The sequence below is a fragment of the Ignatzschineria ureiclastica genome (assembly GCF_003121845.1).
Taxonomy (GTDB): domain Bacteria; phylum Pseudomonadota; class Gammaproteobacteria; order Cardiobacteriales; family Wohlfahrtiimonadaceae; genus Ignatzschineria; species Ignatzschineria ureiclastica.
Window position 1 is genome coordinate 69,783 of sequence record NZ_QEWQ01000002.1, and the last position, 13,483, is coordinate 83,265.

Genomic DNA, 13,483 nt, shown 5'->3' on the forward strand with positions numbered 1-13,483 from the left:
TCAAATTGCTCCTTATGCAAGGATCATCAGAGGCTGATCAAACTCGACAGGTTCACCATTTTCAACAAGGAATTTTACAACTTTACCTGATTCTTCAGACTCAATCTGATTGAACATCTTCATGGCTTCGATAATGCATACAACATCACCCACATTAACCTGTGCATCGACTTCTGTGAATGGGTCAGATGTAGGGGAAGCTGCACGATAGAAAGTTCCTACCATTGGAGAGCGAATCACTTTACCTGAAAGTTCAGCTTTAGGTGCTTCAGCTGCAGTTGTTGCAACAGCAGGGCTTTGTGCTTGCATCTGAACTTGTGGCATTTGCATAGGCTGCATCATAGGTTGCATCATCTGCATGCCGGGCGCTTCTTTAGGGAAACGGCTAATACGAAGTGATTCTTCACCATCGGTAATTTCGATTTCATCGATAGATGATTTATCAATGAGTTCGACTAATTTTTCTATTTCTTTAATATCCATTAAGATTAACTCCTATGTAAAAATGATAAGGAGACCCTGCGAAAGAGGATCTCCTTATTTGATCTATTTATGAGAGATTATATTCAATATCTGTAGTAGTGCAAGCTCATAACCATAAAGCCCACAACCGACTACAACGCCACTCGCAATATCTGAGAGATAGGAGTGATGTCGGAAAGTCTCTCGTTGGTAAACATTTGAGATATGAATCTCTACAAAAGGGATATCGACACCCAAAAAAGCATCCCGAATAGCAACACTTGTATGGGTAAATGCACCGGGATTAATAATGATACCGTCAATATCTGTTGTTTTTGCGGCATGAATCGCTTCAATAATCTCATACTCTCGATTACTTTGCATCGCTTTGAGTGTTGCCTCGAGTTGATGGGCTTTGTCAACCAGCATCTCTTCTAGCATCGCTAAAGTCGTAGAACCATAAATTTCAGGTTCACGCATCCCTAGGAGATTTAAGTTTGCTCCGTTGACTAAAAGTATGTTTTTATTTTTATTTCGATTCATCATGCTGATTATTTTACCGTATAATAGACAACAGTGCCTAGAATTTCACTTATACCATTTAGGCTTGTAAATTTGTATCTTTTCTCACACTATTTTTTGTATTTGTTTATCAAACAATGTTGCTTGATGTTGTTCATTTAAAAAATAAAGCGGTACTTTTAATATTTATTGGGTATACTTTTGACGTGTTTAACAATATTGAAATAACAGGATGATTATACAACAGACGCAAAGTTTCAAAACCAAACTCGGACTTACCCTTTGTCTTTTTCTCTCTTCATTTATGTCATTTGGCGTGGCCAAAGGGATGGAAGCGAAGTTCTCCGGCAATGAACTCCTAACGACTAAACTCGCTCAAGGAATGCAAATCAAAGATAAAAATCATGCTCGCGTGAAATCGATGATTGCAGATTTTGAGTCCCATAATCAGAGTTTATTTACCCATTTAGATGGAGAGGGCTTAGTGGTATTTAACTTTGTGGTACAAGAAGTTGAACGTCGTGGAATGCCTCTTGAAATTGCTTTTATTCCTTTAGTAGAGAGTGGTTATAAACCGAATGCTCGAAATGGTCAGCATATTGGTCTTTGGCAATTAAGTCCTGTTGCCGCTAAAACATTTGGTATTCATGTTTCACCTAAATCAGATGGTCGTTTGAATTTGATCAAAGCAACCAATGGCGCTTTGGATTATCTTGAGTATCTTAATCGTCGTTTCGATGGTGATTGGCTCTTAACGATCGCAGCTTATAATGCAGGAGAAGGGCGCGTACTTCGTAGTATGAAGAAAAATCGCGAAGCAGGAAAACCGACTGATTATTGGCACTTAGATCTCCCTGCAATTACGAAGGCTTATATTCCTAAAGTGTTAGCATTATCCGCGCTCTCTCTCAAAGAGCAGCGTTTTGATGTTGCGATGGCGAATATCCCTCAATTGATTGAAGTGAAAGCCTCCAATAAAGCTAAATTGCTCAATACCGTCAAAAAACATGGTATTGATGATCAAACGATTAAGTATTTTAATCCATCAGATGTCTATGCGAAAGATGGTTCATCTATTGTGATCCTGATGAAAGAGCTTTTAGATTTAGATGGGTTATCCTCTTATGCGCTGTAATATTATTGCAACTGATCATTGCATGCATATTTTTATCAACATATAAATTTTGTGTTTATGAGTATATATTCTGGCACTTGAGTGAAGTGTTGATCATGTAAAACGCTAGTCGATTTGGTAATTGACTAGCGTTTTTTATTGCGATCAGAAAAGTGTTATTTTGCTATTTGCCATTCTTCGCTTTGACGATATCCGCCATAATGGCGAGTGCAATCTCTGCGGGTGTCTTACTGCCAATGGGGAGTCCGATGGGGGCATGGATGCGTGACAGTTCTTGATCGGTAAAATCACTACAACTTTTTAACCGCTCCATACGGTTAGCACTATTGCGTTTAGAGCCCATTGCGCCGATATAGAAAGCAGGTGTTTCTAAGGCTGCTAACATGGTTAAATCATCGATTCTAGGGTCATGCGTTAATGAAATAATCGCAGTTTGTGCAGAGATACTATTATTTTCTATATATTGGGCTGGGAATGTCTCTAAGAAGGTGATTCGCTCATAGATCGGCAGATTTTTAAGTTGCCGGATCTCTTCTGCTCGATCATCGGCGACAATGACAGCAAATCCTAATTGATCAGCAAATTCCATACAATAGAGACCCACTGCCGAGATCCCGGCGATAAAGAGAGTTGTATAGCTACGAATGGTTAATTCCATATGTGTCCCATGATGTTGAATAAAGGGAAGGTTATCCGCTTCTACGACTGTTTCTAGCGTAGGGTATTCTCCTAATATAACGGTTTTTTGCAAAATATCATGGCCTTTGAGTGCCGAAATCATGGTTTTTAAATAGACTATTCTCTCATCAGAGGGCGTAATATATTCCACCAAGAGATCAATAGTACCGCCGCAAGGAAGGGTTGTAGTGGGTTTGAATTGCTCGCTCTGTTCGCCATACACAACCTCTTCACTCTTTTCAGTGAAAAATCCGGTCTGAATTTTTTCTAGGAAATCTTCTTCAATACAACCGCCAGAGAGCGAGCCGTAATATTGTCCATTAGCATCTGCTACAAATAGTGCACCGGGTGAACGGGGGGCGGAGCCATAAGTATGCAGGACGGTCGCTAACCAAATGGGCCGATCTTGTTGTAACCATTGCAGAGCAGTTTCTAGAACTTGTAGATCGAGCATTTTCATAGAGCATCTCCTAATATTCGTAAAATTCCAAGGATTTTGGCTAATGATGATTGGGGCAAGCTATAACAATTTTAAATCGGGTGATACTGACAAAAATCTTCATAAGTATCGATATCTTGGGTGATTCCGGGATCTTCTAGGTATATTTTTTTGAGGGGATATTTTTGCAGAATTTTCTGCGCTCCTTGATCACCACTTAATTGTAGTAATTCAGAAAAACAATGTTGCTGAAAGCCAACAGGATGCCCGGCAGTATCTTGGTAATAGGGGCGAACATTATGCTCAAGATATTGTGTTAAGGCGGTGATCACTTGTGTAAAACTATCCGCCTGAATAAAGGGAAGATCTGCCGGTAGAATGAGTACTGCCTTATAGTGCGGATTATGTTCTAAGGCAAAAGATAAGCCTTTTGCAATGCTTTCTCCTAACCCTTCACTTTGAATACTGATCTGTGGACTTGGCAGTGTACGAGCAATTTCGGCAATATTGGGTTCAAGTTGATTGGTCACAATCAAGATATTCTCAGGAGTCATAACTTGGTATGCCTGTTGATAGCTCTTCTCTAGCATCGTTTGAGAATCTTGATCCGCCATGGCTAATTTATGTCGTGGCGGATAAGGGCAGCTTGCTTTGAATCGTTCACTGAAACCGGCTGCCATTAGTAGTAATGCAATCATAGTACCTTCTTGCCTTTGATCAACAAAAAGGAAAGAATCTTTATCTATAGATGATTAAGGATCAATCAATGATCGAATAATCTATCATTTCAATTTGGATTCTTTCCTTGTGTATTAAATCTTCCTTACCATCCTTATCTTCTTGCTCTTCTGCTCTTGATATGAAAGATAAAGAGAGCAAAGAGAAAGAGAGCGATTTTCAGGTGAATTAACGTAACGCTTTCACCTCATGACTTGTGACATCGCCGGGAAGATCTGCATAAGCGGTTCGTAGATAATTGACTAATGTGGCAATCTCTTCGTCTGTTAGCTCATTTTTAAAAGAGGGCATAGATTGGAAACGCTCATAGTTCGGGAATGTTTGCCAAGGAAGTCCTTCTAAAATAGCGGTAATCAGATTATGGCTATCCGGATTGTTGATCGTACTGTTGCCGATCATTGAAACTGCGACACTAGGTTTTCCTAAGCCATCATCATTATGGCAACCGGCACACATATTGAGATAGAGATCTCGTCCCGGCGTTCCAACTGCGACCTCTTTGGTAGCGATCTCTCTAGGCGCAAGCGGTCTGTCACCCATGAGATAGGTTGCTACAGCATCGATATCACTTTCAGAGAGATATTGCGTACTATTTTTAATAACTAAATACATATCACTAAAAGCAGAACCCTGTGGTGCAATACCTTCTTTGAAATAGGTTTTTAGATCTGCTTTGGTCCAACCTCGTTCCGCAAGGCCTTTAGGGGTAATGTTAGGTGCTTGGAAACTGCCCAGAATACCGCCTTGGAGGAGTTTATCGCGCTCTAATTCCCCTAACTCTCCCATTGGAGAATGACACATAGCGCAGTGGCCTAAGGTGTCTACAATATATTTACCTTGCTTCCATGCCTCTGAATCCCCTTCAGAGATCGCTGGTAAAGGGGTTTTATCGAGGAATAGTAGATTCCAACCCATTAGCATCATGCGCTGATTAAAGGGAAATCCGAGTTCATTCTCAGGAATAGCAACATCAATCGCCGGAATCGACATGAGATAAGCGTAGAGTGCATCAGAATCTTCTCGAGTGATATTGGTAAAGTAAGTGTAGGGCATCGCTGGATAGAGATTGCGATTAGGAGGCGCGACACCTTCAGTCATTGCGCGATAAAAATCATCACTTGTCCAACGACCAATGCCATAATCAGCAGAGGGGGTTAAGTTGCTACTATATAATAGACCAAAAGGGGTATCCATCGCATAACCACCGGCAAGCATAGCGCCGTTTTCAGCAGTATGACAAGAAGCACAATCCCCTAGTTTTGCTAAATACTCACCACGTTGGATCTGCTCTTTAGAGGCATGACTTGTTTGAAGCGGTGTATCGGGTGTTCTGCGCTCTTCCCAGGAGAAAAAGGCAATAACGGCCACCATAATGATAATGACCACATAGATAATGTAACGAAATTTTATTTTCATAAGGTCTATCCTTTAATTAATCCCGGGGTAGCGAGTACTAAATCTCTGACTGCTTCATAGTAGCGAACATAACCGGTACAGCGACAGATATGATCATTAAGGGCTGTTTCAATAGCCCCTTCTAAATCGGCTCTTGGAATGGGATTTTTTGCTAACTGTTCCATAAATATTGTCGTAGCATTGACAAATCCGGGAGTGCAATAGCCACATTGAAAGCTAAAATGATCCATAAAGGCTTTCTGAACAGGCGAAGGAATCACTTCACCTGACTTATCTTTATGGGCAATTCCTTCAATGGTGCGAACTGTTTTACCGTTAAAGAAGTGAGCGCCGGTAATACAGGTACGCATCTCTTCACTGGTACCGTCAGGGTGATCGACAATAATGACACAAGCGTGGCAAATGCCTTGACCACATCCCATTCTGGATCCCGTCAAGTTGAGATATTCATGCAGAAAATCGAGCATCACAATCCCTTCAGGAACATCAATGGGGCCGACTTTTTCGCCATTAATGGTTAATGTTATTGGTTTAAAAACCATTGTGCTTTGTGCATCTGTCATTTGAGAATCTCCAAAATATCTTGCGGTAATATGGGGTGTTTATTGAAGTAATGGCCAGTGCCTGCGGCGATTGCATTGGTAATTGCAGATACAACCGGAATCATGGGTACTTCAGCCATGCCTTTGGGGGGATCGGTTTCAGAGAGCGGCGGTAAAACCTCGCGCGTCTGTTTCCAAACTGCCACATCACTCGCAAGCGGTAGACGATAGCGGTTAAAGTTCCATGTACCATTGCCGGGACCATCTTCATAAAGCGGGAGATACTCATGCAATGCATGACCAATGCCCATAGCAACACCGCCTTCAATCTGCCCTGAAACTAGTTGAGGAACAATCATATTGCCACATTCAACAACGGTATGATGATCAAGTAGATCAACAACGCCAGTTGCTCGGTCAATGGCTACTTCTACAGATGTTGCCACCGCAGTGTAGTAAGTAACACCGGCATTATTACGACGTGTTTTGGGATAGAAGACAGAGACTCGGGGGGCGACTTTATACTCGTCTTGATTTCCCCAACGAAGTGAAAGACCATCGAGCGCATAGCGAGTTGGAGCGGCTTGATCATCGATGGCAAAATCAGCATGAGCCCATTGCCAACGGTTAAAGCCATGACCTACCACCGCTGTTAAGCCATTTTGTTCGTAGATCCGTTTTGCAATACGTTCTAAAGGTAGCGGTTCTAAACCATCCGCAGTTAAACCTTTAGCGGTCCATCTTGCATCTTCTTTACGAACGGTTAAAGGTGTCGCTTGTCCACCGCCGATCCCTTCAGACCAAATCGACATCGCGGCCGGCCAGATACCATAATCAAAGAGTACTCGAGCTGATTCTGAAGTGACGTGAGAGAAGAAGTAAGCAGAGTTACTTGCGCTCGATGGAGAGGAAAGAAAAGGTGTCCAAAGTGGGTCTTTCTCTAATTGATCCTGCTCTTCTTGGGTAATGGTTTCAGGGCTAATGGTCATATAGAGCGGTAAAAGAGGCCATTCTGTAGTGCCATAAGTCGATTGATCAGCGGGCTTACCGAGATATTTCGCTAATAGTACTGATTGTGAAGTGGACATCCCAGTGCCGATCTCAATACCACTATGCCAGAGGCGAAGATCCCCATTTCGACCAAGTTCGATACGGGCAAAAGAGGCTTCTTGTCCTGTACCATAATCTTTCTGAACACAAGAGATCCCCGTTGCGAAAATTTTTCCGGGATTGGCTTTCTCATATTCTGCTTTTCGTTTTGCTCGATCTTTCCAGATCGCTTGTTCAGCACAAGCAGTTAATACTTCTTCACCGCGCATCATCCCGCCAGGAATAGCGCCTTGAGTATTTTTCATACCTGATTTCATCAGATTATTGAGACGAAAGGCAACAGGATCGACATTCAAAAGTTTTGCCGCTTCATCCATTAGCGTATCCATCGCCGGCATTGCCTGCAATGTTCCATAACCGCGGGCAGAACCTGCATCGACCGCACGAGAGGCGATACCAACTGCTGCAAGATCGCTTTTAGGAATATAGTAAATTCCTTGGACTCCTGTTGCACCTACGGCCATAACGCCGGGTGTAAAATTACAGCGCCCACCGCCATTACCGATAAATTTCCCGGTAAAAGCTTCAATTTTGTGGGTCTTTTTGTTCACTGCCATTTTGAAGTGCATATCAAAGGCATGACGCTTGAGTGCCGATTGGAACTGCTCATAACGGTCATTTGCAAGTCTTACAGGACGACCATCGCCATAAAGAGTTGCCATTGCACCATAAATAGGCTCAGGTGCATGGTCTTTTGAGCCATATCCCACTGTAAAGCAAGGATGTAAAAAGAGTTTTTTCATCTTAAATTGAGAGCGATTAATCATCTCAAGAAGTGAGTTCATCACCTCAAAAGGTGATTGAGCAGCCATCACAAGATGTAGCGCTTCATTCTCCGCATCATACCAACCATTGGAGTTATTCGGTTCCATCGCACAAGTATCGATTGATTGAGAATAAAACATACGATCTAACACTAACCAATCTTCTGGCGGATTTTCGAGTTCTTTCGCTATTTGGTCGGCATAATACATACCTTCCTCATCGAGCTTCCCACCTTCTCGACCTTCCGGCCAAACAGGAAGGTGTTTTTTGAATGAAGTAGGGGAGATTGAAATATCTTTAAGGCTAGAATAGGTATCAGGATCAAATGGATTATCCGCTCCCACTCGGACGCCGCGATAGGTTCCCCAAGGGTTACGCTCTACATATCCGGTATATTCACCCCATTTAATAATATTATTTTTAAATTTAAGGGCATTTTTGGCAAAACGGAAACGATTAAAATCATGATAGATAAGAAGCGCTACTGCTTGACCTAAATATTGAGGGGTTTTACCTTCCGGCAATAACATATCATCGCCGAAGAAAGCAGGGAATGAGATCCCGTCACGTTCAAGATCGGCTGCAGTAACGATCTTATCAGGCATTAAGCCATTCTCAAGTAGCGAGAGATCAAAACCTTGATAGATCTTATCTGCTTCTGTGACTCGAAGAAGCATCGCATGTGATTGGTTTTGGGGCCAATGGGGCATATCTTTGGCACGAATATCCATTGAAAAGACCTTTTCCCCTTGAACTTTAGCGAGCGCATCCGTGCGGCACTCTACCTGATGAGTCTTAGGATTCCATTCGGGTGTTTGGAGAATATTTTCTTCAAAAAGAGCGGCAAATGCCGGGCTAAATGGCTGGGCAACATAAACGGTTACCCCACCAATGACCATACTTTTTAAAAAATGTCTGCGAGATATCTGTGCTTTCAAAGTCATTCACCTCTTTTGTTTAAAATTGATATAATTTTACAATTATACCTGTAGTTATGACATTTTTTCAAAATATTGACATTTAAGAATAAGATACTATTTAGGTATACTTCTTATGTTTTCTTTTTTGTATTTTAGATAATTAATAGATATCAGCGTTATTTTTCATTAAGCCTTTATGTTTATCCAATGATGCTTACTCAACTATATCTACTAAACTTCTTTCTGTAACAGATATAGGAAGATATAGGACAAAGGCATAAGGTCGTAGACTCTAGCAGTTACAATTGAAGGTTTCACTGAATGTAATGAGATTGATAAAAGGATAAGTAGATGAACCAAACATTAATCACCAAATATGAGTATGGGCTAGGGCTGATTGCAATCTGCTTTGCTGTGCTGATGCTCTTTGAATTTTTTGCTAGGAGACAGAAACTCGGTATACGGGCGATTATTATTCATCTTGTACTCACCGGAATTCTCTGCGCAATTGTAAGCTTAACGGCAGAGTATATGCAGATGGCGATTAAAGATTTTAAGGTGAAATTCATCACGTCTCAAACCATCTATTTTTTTCAAATTCTACTGATTACCCTCATTATTATGCGTACTATCTTCTTCTTGCTTAATCGCTTAGAAGCTCGGCAAGTGGCTAAGGGTGCGGATCGAACTTCAGCAAGGATTATTACGCGGGTTTTTAAAATTCTGATCTTCTTTGTCATTCTTCTGCTTTTTGGAGAGCGCTTTGGCATGAGTCTATCAGGGCTACTAACTTTCGGTGGGATTGGTGGTATTGCGATCGGGATGGCGAGTAAGGATATTTTGAGTAATTTCTTTTCTGGTGTAATGCTCTATTTTGATCGTCCTTTTAACATTGGCGATTGGGTTAGTTCTCCTGATCGGCAAATAGAGGGGACGGTTATGGAGATCGGTTGGCGAATCACCAAAATTATGACCTTTGATCATCGTCCTCTCTATATTCCTAACTCGGTATTTTCGACGATTAGTGTAGAGAATCCCGGAAGAATGACGAATCGTAGAATTAAAACAGAGCTCGGTTTGCGCTATCAAGATGCCGATAAAATTGGCATTATTACTAGTGAGATCAGAACAATGTTACAAAATCATCCAAAGATTGATACCAAACAGACACTTTTAGTCTATTTTAATGAGTTTGCAGATTCATCATTGAATATCATGATCTATTGTTTTACAAAAACTGTAAAATGGGCCGAATGGCTTGAGTATCAACAAGATGTGTATTTAAAAATGATTGAGATTGTTCATCAACATGGTGCTGATTTTGCCTTCCCGTCACAGACGGTTTATCTTGATAATGATGATGCGCCCGTAAAACTCGATATCTCTCTTGTGAATAGTGATAAAGGTGCAGATATGGCGAATCAGTTAGCGGCAGCTGCAGGGAAATCAGAAAGTGAAACGGTAGTAAAAGGTCGTGTAGATCAGAATCAATCATCATAATCGTAACCATCATCATTAAGTGTTACGAGACGAATATAAAAAGAGGCTCTTTAAAGCCTCTTTTTATATGCCTGTCTTTGCAGGATATTAATCGGAAAAGACTACTCATAATCTCGACTAAAGAAGTATTTATAACGAATTCCCGGCGCGATAAAGCTCGAAAGACTAATAATATTGTGCTTATCCCAAGTTCTGCGAGTAATGTATAGGCAAGGTTCTCCTTCAGCAATATCTAGGAGATCGGCATTTTTTTCAGTACAAGCAACAGCTTCAATTGTCTGTTCCATGCGGCTTAAACCATGTTTCTCCAAGAGATAGCCTGTTGGTGTTATTGTGGTAAAGTCTTGTTGAATAAAATCAGGGACAAAAACGGGATTAATATAACGATTCTCTAACATTAAAGAACGTTCATTCTCATAGTGGATTAACTGGCAATAATAGACATTTGCACCTGTGTGAATCCCTAAGCCTAATGCAATTTTTTCATCGGCGGGTAATGAGCGAAGCGCTAAAACCTTTGCGCTATAACGATTACCTCGAGCGATCACCTCTTTTTGAATATCGCCGATATTAGTAGGAGAGGTCGCTGATTTTTGCCCTGTGACAAAAGTGCCTTTACCAGGTGTTCTTGTGAGCACATTTTGCGCAGTTAAATCTTGGATGGCACGATTGACCGTCATCCGACTAACACTGAATTTCTCTGCAAGTTCCAATTCTGTAGGGATTTGTGAACCTGCCGGAAATTCACCTGCCGTAATATTATTGAGTATATAGTTTTTGATACTTTTAAATTTAGGAATCGCCATCGTTTTAATATCTATCTGCGCTAAGAATTGATGAATTGAAAATGAATTTAAGTCGAAACAGTTGTGTGAAATGTCTGTTCAATATAGATAGTTTTATATAACTTTGTCTAACTTTTTTATCCTATTTTCACGAAATAATTATTCTATCATAGTAATACAGTAGACTGAAAATAAAGCGTTTAAAAGTATTTCATCAGAAAGTTTTAGGATGTGTTCTACTTTAGTAGAACTAGTATTTTCAATGAGTTATGTTGTTTTTGTAATGAAAAGTAAAAAAAATCTTGCGAGAATTTTGAAACCGTGATTAATTAAATATCGTCGATACAGAAATGTCTATACATTTACTGATATAGAAACAGGAGGAATGGAATTAAAGGTTCAATTTTAAAAGTGAAACAATAATTATAAATCCTTTTAGAACCATTCAAATTTTTACCGAAAGTAAGATAAAGCATAGCGTTCAAAACAAATTGATAGCGAGTTGTTGAGACGTAAATCATCAGGTTTTGAGTGATAACTCGCAAGCTTACTTTTACCAAAGGGATCAAACCAAAGAGATCCACTTGGATCATTTGACAAAATTAACAATAATTAGAACTAGAGGAGCATTTCATCATGCCACATCGTACAGATAATAGTCGTGTTATCAGAGCACCTAGAGGTAGTGAGTTAACTTGTAAAAGCTGGCAAACGGAAGCAGTTTACCGAATGATTCAGAATAACCTTGATCCTGAAGTTGCTGAACATCCTAAGAGCCTTGTGGTTTATGGCGGAATTGGACGAGCAGCACGTGATTGGGAATGTTATGACAAAATTTTAGAAGTTCTCAAAAATCTGGAAGATCATCAAACATTACTCGTGCAATCAGGGAAGCCTGTAGGTGTTTTTGAAACGCATAAAGATGCACCCCGTGTATTGATCGCAAACTCTAACATCGTCCCTCATTGGGCAACTTGGGAGAAATTCCATGAGCTCGATAAGAAAGGTTTAATGATGTATGGTCAAATGACAGCAGGTTCATGGATCTACATCGGTTCACAAGGGATTGTCCAAGGAACTTATGAGACATTTGTGGCGGCAGCGAAGCAACACTTTGAAGGTGATGCGACAGATCGTTGGGTATTAACTGGTGGTCTTGGTGGAATGGGTGGGGCTCAGCCTCTTGCAGCGACAATGGCTGGATTTAGCGTGATTGCAGTTGATTGTGATGAAACACGTATCGATTTCCGTCTCAAAACCCGTTATGTAGATAAGAAAGCAACGTCTTTAGATGAAGCACTTTTAATGCTTGAAGAAGCGAAGAAAGAGGGTAAACCTGTTTCAATCGGTCTTTTAGGTAATGCCGCTGATATCTTTACTGATCTTGTTGATCGTAATATTACTCCTGATGTGGTAACAGACCAAACATCTGCTCATGATCCTATCAATGGTTATTTACCATCTGGTTGGACAATGGAAGAGTGGCTTGAAAAACGTGTGACAAATCCTGCAGAAGTAGAACGTGAAGCGCGTAAGAGTATGGCAAAACATGTTCGAGCAATGCTCAAACTGCAAGAGCGTGGTGCTGCAACCTTTGACTATGGTAATAATATTCGTCAAATGGCGCTAGAAGAGGGCGTTGAGAATGCCTTTGATTTCCCAGGTTTCGTACCTGCTTATATTCGCCCACTTTTCTGTGAAGGTACAGGTCCTTTCCGTTGGGTAGCGCTCTCTGGTGATCCTGAAGATATTTATAAGACAGATCAGAAAGTCAAAGAGTTAATCCCTGATAATCCTCATCTTCATAATTGGTTAGATATGGCGCGTGAGCGTATTGAATTCCAAGGTTTGCCGGCACGTATCTGTTGGGTGGGCTTAAAAGATCGTCAACGTCTTGGTCTTGCTTTCAATGAAATGGTTCGTAATGGTGAGTTAAAAGCGCCTATCGTCATTGGTCGTGACCACCTCGATTCAGGTTCAGTCGCAAGCCCTAATCGTGAAACTGAAGCAATGCGTGATGGTTCTGATGCTGTATCAGATTGGCCATTATTGAATGCACTTCTCAATACTGCAGGGGGAGCAACTTGGGTATCATTACATCATGGCGGTGGTGTGGGTATCGGTTTCTCACAACACTCTGGTGTTGTTATCCTTTGTGATGGTTCGGAAGATGCAGATAAACGTGTTGCGCGTGTTCTTCGTAATGACCCAGGCACAGGTGTTATGCGTCATGCGGATGCAGGTTATGAGATTGCGATTAACTGTGCAAAAGAGCAAGGCTTAGATTTACCGATGGTGAAGTAATTAATCATTCGATAAATCAGTGAAGAGCAGGGGTTATTACAGGATTTCATTAAGAAACGAAGCAATATATTCACTAATAGATATATTAACCGATAGATTGTGTAATGGCTTCTGACTCTTCAAGATTAAAAAAGGAAGAGCGTATCTACAGTAGCAAGGGTTTGATA

11 protein-coding genes are annotated in these 13,483 nt (G+C 40.9%); 3 read left to right on the plus strand and 8 right to left on the minus strand.

Going from position 1 to position 13,483, the window contains the following annotated elements; all coding sequences use genetic code 11:
* Positions 1–12 precede the first annotated feature (12 nt).
* Together accB and aroQ are read right to left on the minus strand one after the other, a co-directional pair.
* The gene (accB, locus tag DC083_RS03115) at positions 13–483 is read right to left on the minus strand and encodes an acetyl-CoA carboxylase biotin carboxyl carrier protein (RefSeq protein ID WP_026878596.1); all 471 of its coding nucleotides are present in this window, start codon (positions 481–483) and stop codon (positions 13–15) included.
* Positions 484–546: 63 nt separating this feature from the next.
* A complete protein-coding gene (gene aroQ, locus DC083_RS03120) occupies positions 547–1,005 on the minus strand; it encodes a type II 3-dehydroquinate dehydratase (RefSeq protein WP_109188962.1) in 459 nt (152 codons plus the stop codon).
* Positions 1,006–1,216: 211 nt separating this feature from the next.
* Between aroQ and DC083_RS03125 the strand changes: the two genes are divergently transcribed.
* Positions 1,217–2,119 carry a transglycosylase SLT domain-containing protein gene (locus tag DC083_RS03125; RefSeq protein ID WP_109188816.1) on the plus strand — a complete coding sequence of 301 codons (903 nt, stop codon included), beginning with the start codon at positions 1,217–1,219 and terminating at the stop codon, positions 2,117–2,119.
* A gap of 163 nt (positions 2,120–2,282) precedes the next feature.
* Here the strand turns inward: DC083_RS03125 and DC083_RS03130 are convergent, their stop codons facing one another.
* The 5 genes from DC083_RS03130 to DC083_RS03150 form a co-directional block, all read right to left on the minus strand.
* Positions 2,283–3,257 (minus strand): XdhC family protein, encoded by a 975-nt coding sequence (locus DC083_RS03130; RefSeq protein ID WP_109188817.1) that lies wholly within the window; start codon positions 3,255–3,257, stop codon positions 2,283–2,285.
* Between the two features lie 71 nt (positions 3,258–3,328).
* Positions 3,329–3,934, minus strand: coding sequence for a nucleotidyltransferase family protein (locus DC083_RS03135; RefSeq protein ID WP_109188818.1), 606 nt, complete (start codon positions 3,932–3,934; stop codon positions 3,329–3,331).
* Between the two features lie 208 nt (positions 3,935–4,142).
* Positions 4,143–5,390: a c-type cytochrome gene (locus tag DC083_RS03140; protein ID WP_109188819.1), complete on the minus strand. Its 1,248-nt coding sequence runs from the start codon at positions 5,388–5,390 to the stop codon at positions 4,143–4,145.
* 5 nt (positions 5,391–5,395) lie between these two features.
* Complete coding sequence (locus DC083_RS03145) at positions 5,396–5,953, minus strand: (2Fe-2S)-binding protein (RefSeq protein WP_109188820.1); 558 nt, start codon at positions 5,951–5,953, stop codon at positions 5,396–5,398.
* Positions 5,950–8,751 (minus strand): xanthine dehydrogenase family protein molybdopterin-binding subunit, encoded by a 2,802-nt coding sequence (locus tag DC083_RS03150; protein WP_109188821.1) that lies wholly within the window; start codon positions 8,749–8,751, stop codon positions 5,950–5,952. Before DC083_RS03150 ends, DC083_RS03145 begins: the two co-directional genes overlap by 4 nt.
* A gap of 327 nt (positions 8,752–9,078) precedes the next feature.
* Here DC083_RS03150 and DC083_RS03155 point away from each other — a divergent pair, with 327 nt between their 5' ends.
* A complete protein-coding gene (locus tag DC083_RS03155) occupies positions 9,079–10,227 on the plus strand; it encodes a mechanosensitive ion channel family protein (RefSeq protein ID WP_109188822.1) in 1,149 nt (382 codons plus the stop codon).
* A gap of 101 nt (positions 10,228–10,328) precedes the next feature.
* Here the strand turns inward: DC083_RS03155 and DC083_RS03160 are convergent, their stop codons facing one another.
* Positions 10,329–11,033 (minus strand): UTRA domain-containing protein, encoded by a 705-nt coding sequence (locus tag DC083_RS03160; RefSeq protein WP_109188823.1) that lies wholly within the window; start codon positions 11,031–11,033, stop codon positions 10,329–10,331.
* Positions 11,034–11,648: 615 nt separating this feature from the next.
* Between DC083_RS03160 and hutU the strand changes: the two genes are divergently transcribed.
* Positions 11,649–13,316, plus strand: a complete 1,668-nt coding sequence (gene hutU / locus DC083_RS03165; protein ID WP_026878589.1) for a urocanate hydratase — start codon at positions 11,649–11,651, stop codon at positions 13,314–13,316.
* Positions 13,317–13,483: the final 167 nt, after the last annotated feature.

What these genes read in the sequence shown, in the direction of transcription:
- accB (WP_026878596.1), bottom strand. Translation starts at nt 483, where the DNA reads ATGGATATTAAAGAAATAGAAAAATTAGTCGAACTCATTGATAAATCA.
- aroQ (WP_109188962.1), bottom strand. Translation starts at nt 1,005, where the DNA reads ATGAATCGAAATAAAAATAAAAACATACTTTTAGTCAACGGAGCAAAC.
- DC083_RS03125 (WP_109188816.1), top strand. Translation starts at nt 1,217, where the DNA reads ATGATTATACAACAGACGCAAAGTTTCAAAACCAAACTCGGACTTACC.
- DC083_RS03130 (WP_109188817.1), bottom strand. Translation starts at nt 3,257, where the DNA reads ATGAAAATGCTCGATCTACAAGTTCTAGAAACTGCTCTGCAATGGTTA.
- DC083_RS03135 (WP_109188818.1), bottom strand. Translation starts at nt 3,934, where the DNA reads ATGATTGCATTACTACTAATGGCAGCCGGTTTCAGTGAACGATTCAAA.
- DC083_RS03140 (WP_109188819.1), bottom strand. Translation starts at nt 5,390, where the DNA reads ATGAAAATAAAATTTCGTTACATTATCTATGTGGTCATTATCATTATG.
- DC083_RS03145 (WP_109188820.1), bottom strand. Translation starts at nt 5,953, where the DNA reads ATGACAGATGCACAAAGCACAATGGTTTTTAAACCAATAACATTAACC.
- DC083_RS03150 (WP_109188821.1), bottom strand. Translation starts at nt 8,751, where the DNA reads ATGACTTTGAAAGCACAGATATCTCGCAGACATTTTTTAAAAAGTATG.
- DC083_RS03155 (WP_109188822.1), top strand. Translation starts at nt 9,079, where the DNA reads ATGAACCAAACATTAATCACCAAATATGAGTATGGGCTAGGGCTGATT.
- DC083_RS03160 (WP_109188823.1), bottom strand. Translation starts at nt 11,033, where the DNA reads ATGGCGATTCCTAAATTTAAAAGTATCAAAAACTATATACTCAATAAT.
- hutU (WP_026878589.1), top strand. Translation starts at nt 11,649, where the DNA reads ATGCCACATCGTACAGATAATAGTCGTGTTATCAGAGCACCTAGAGGT.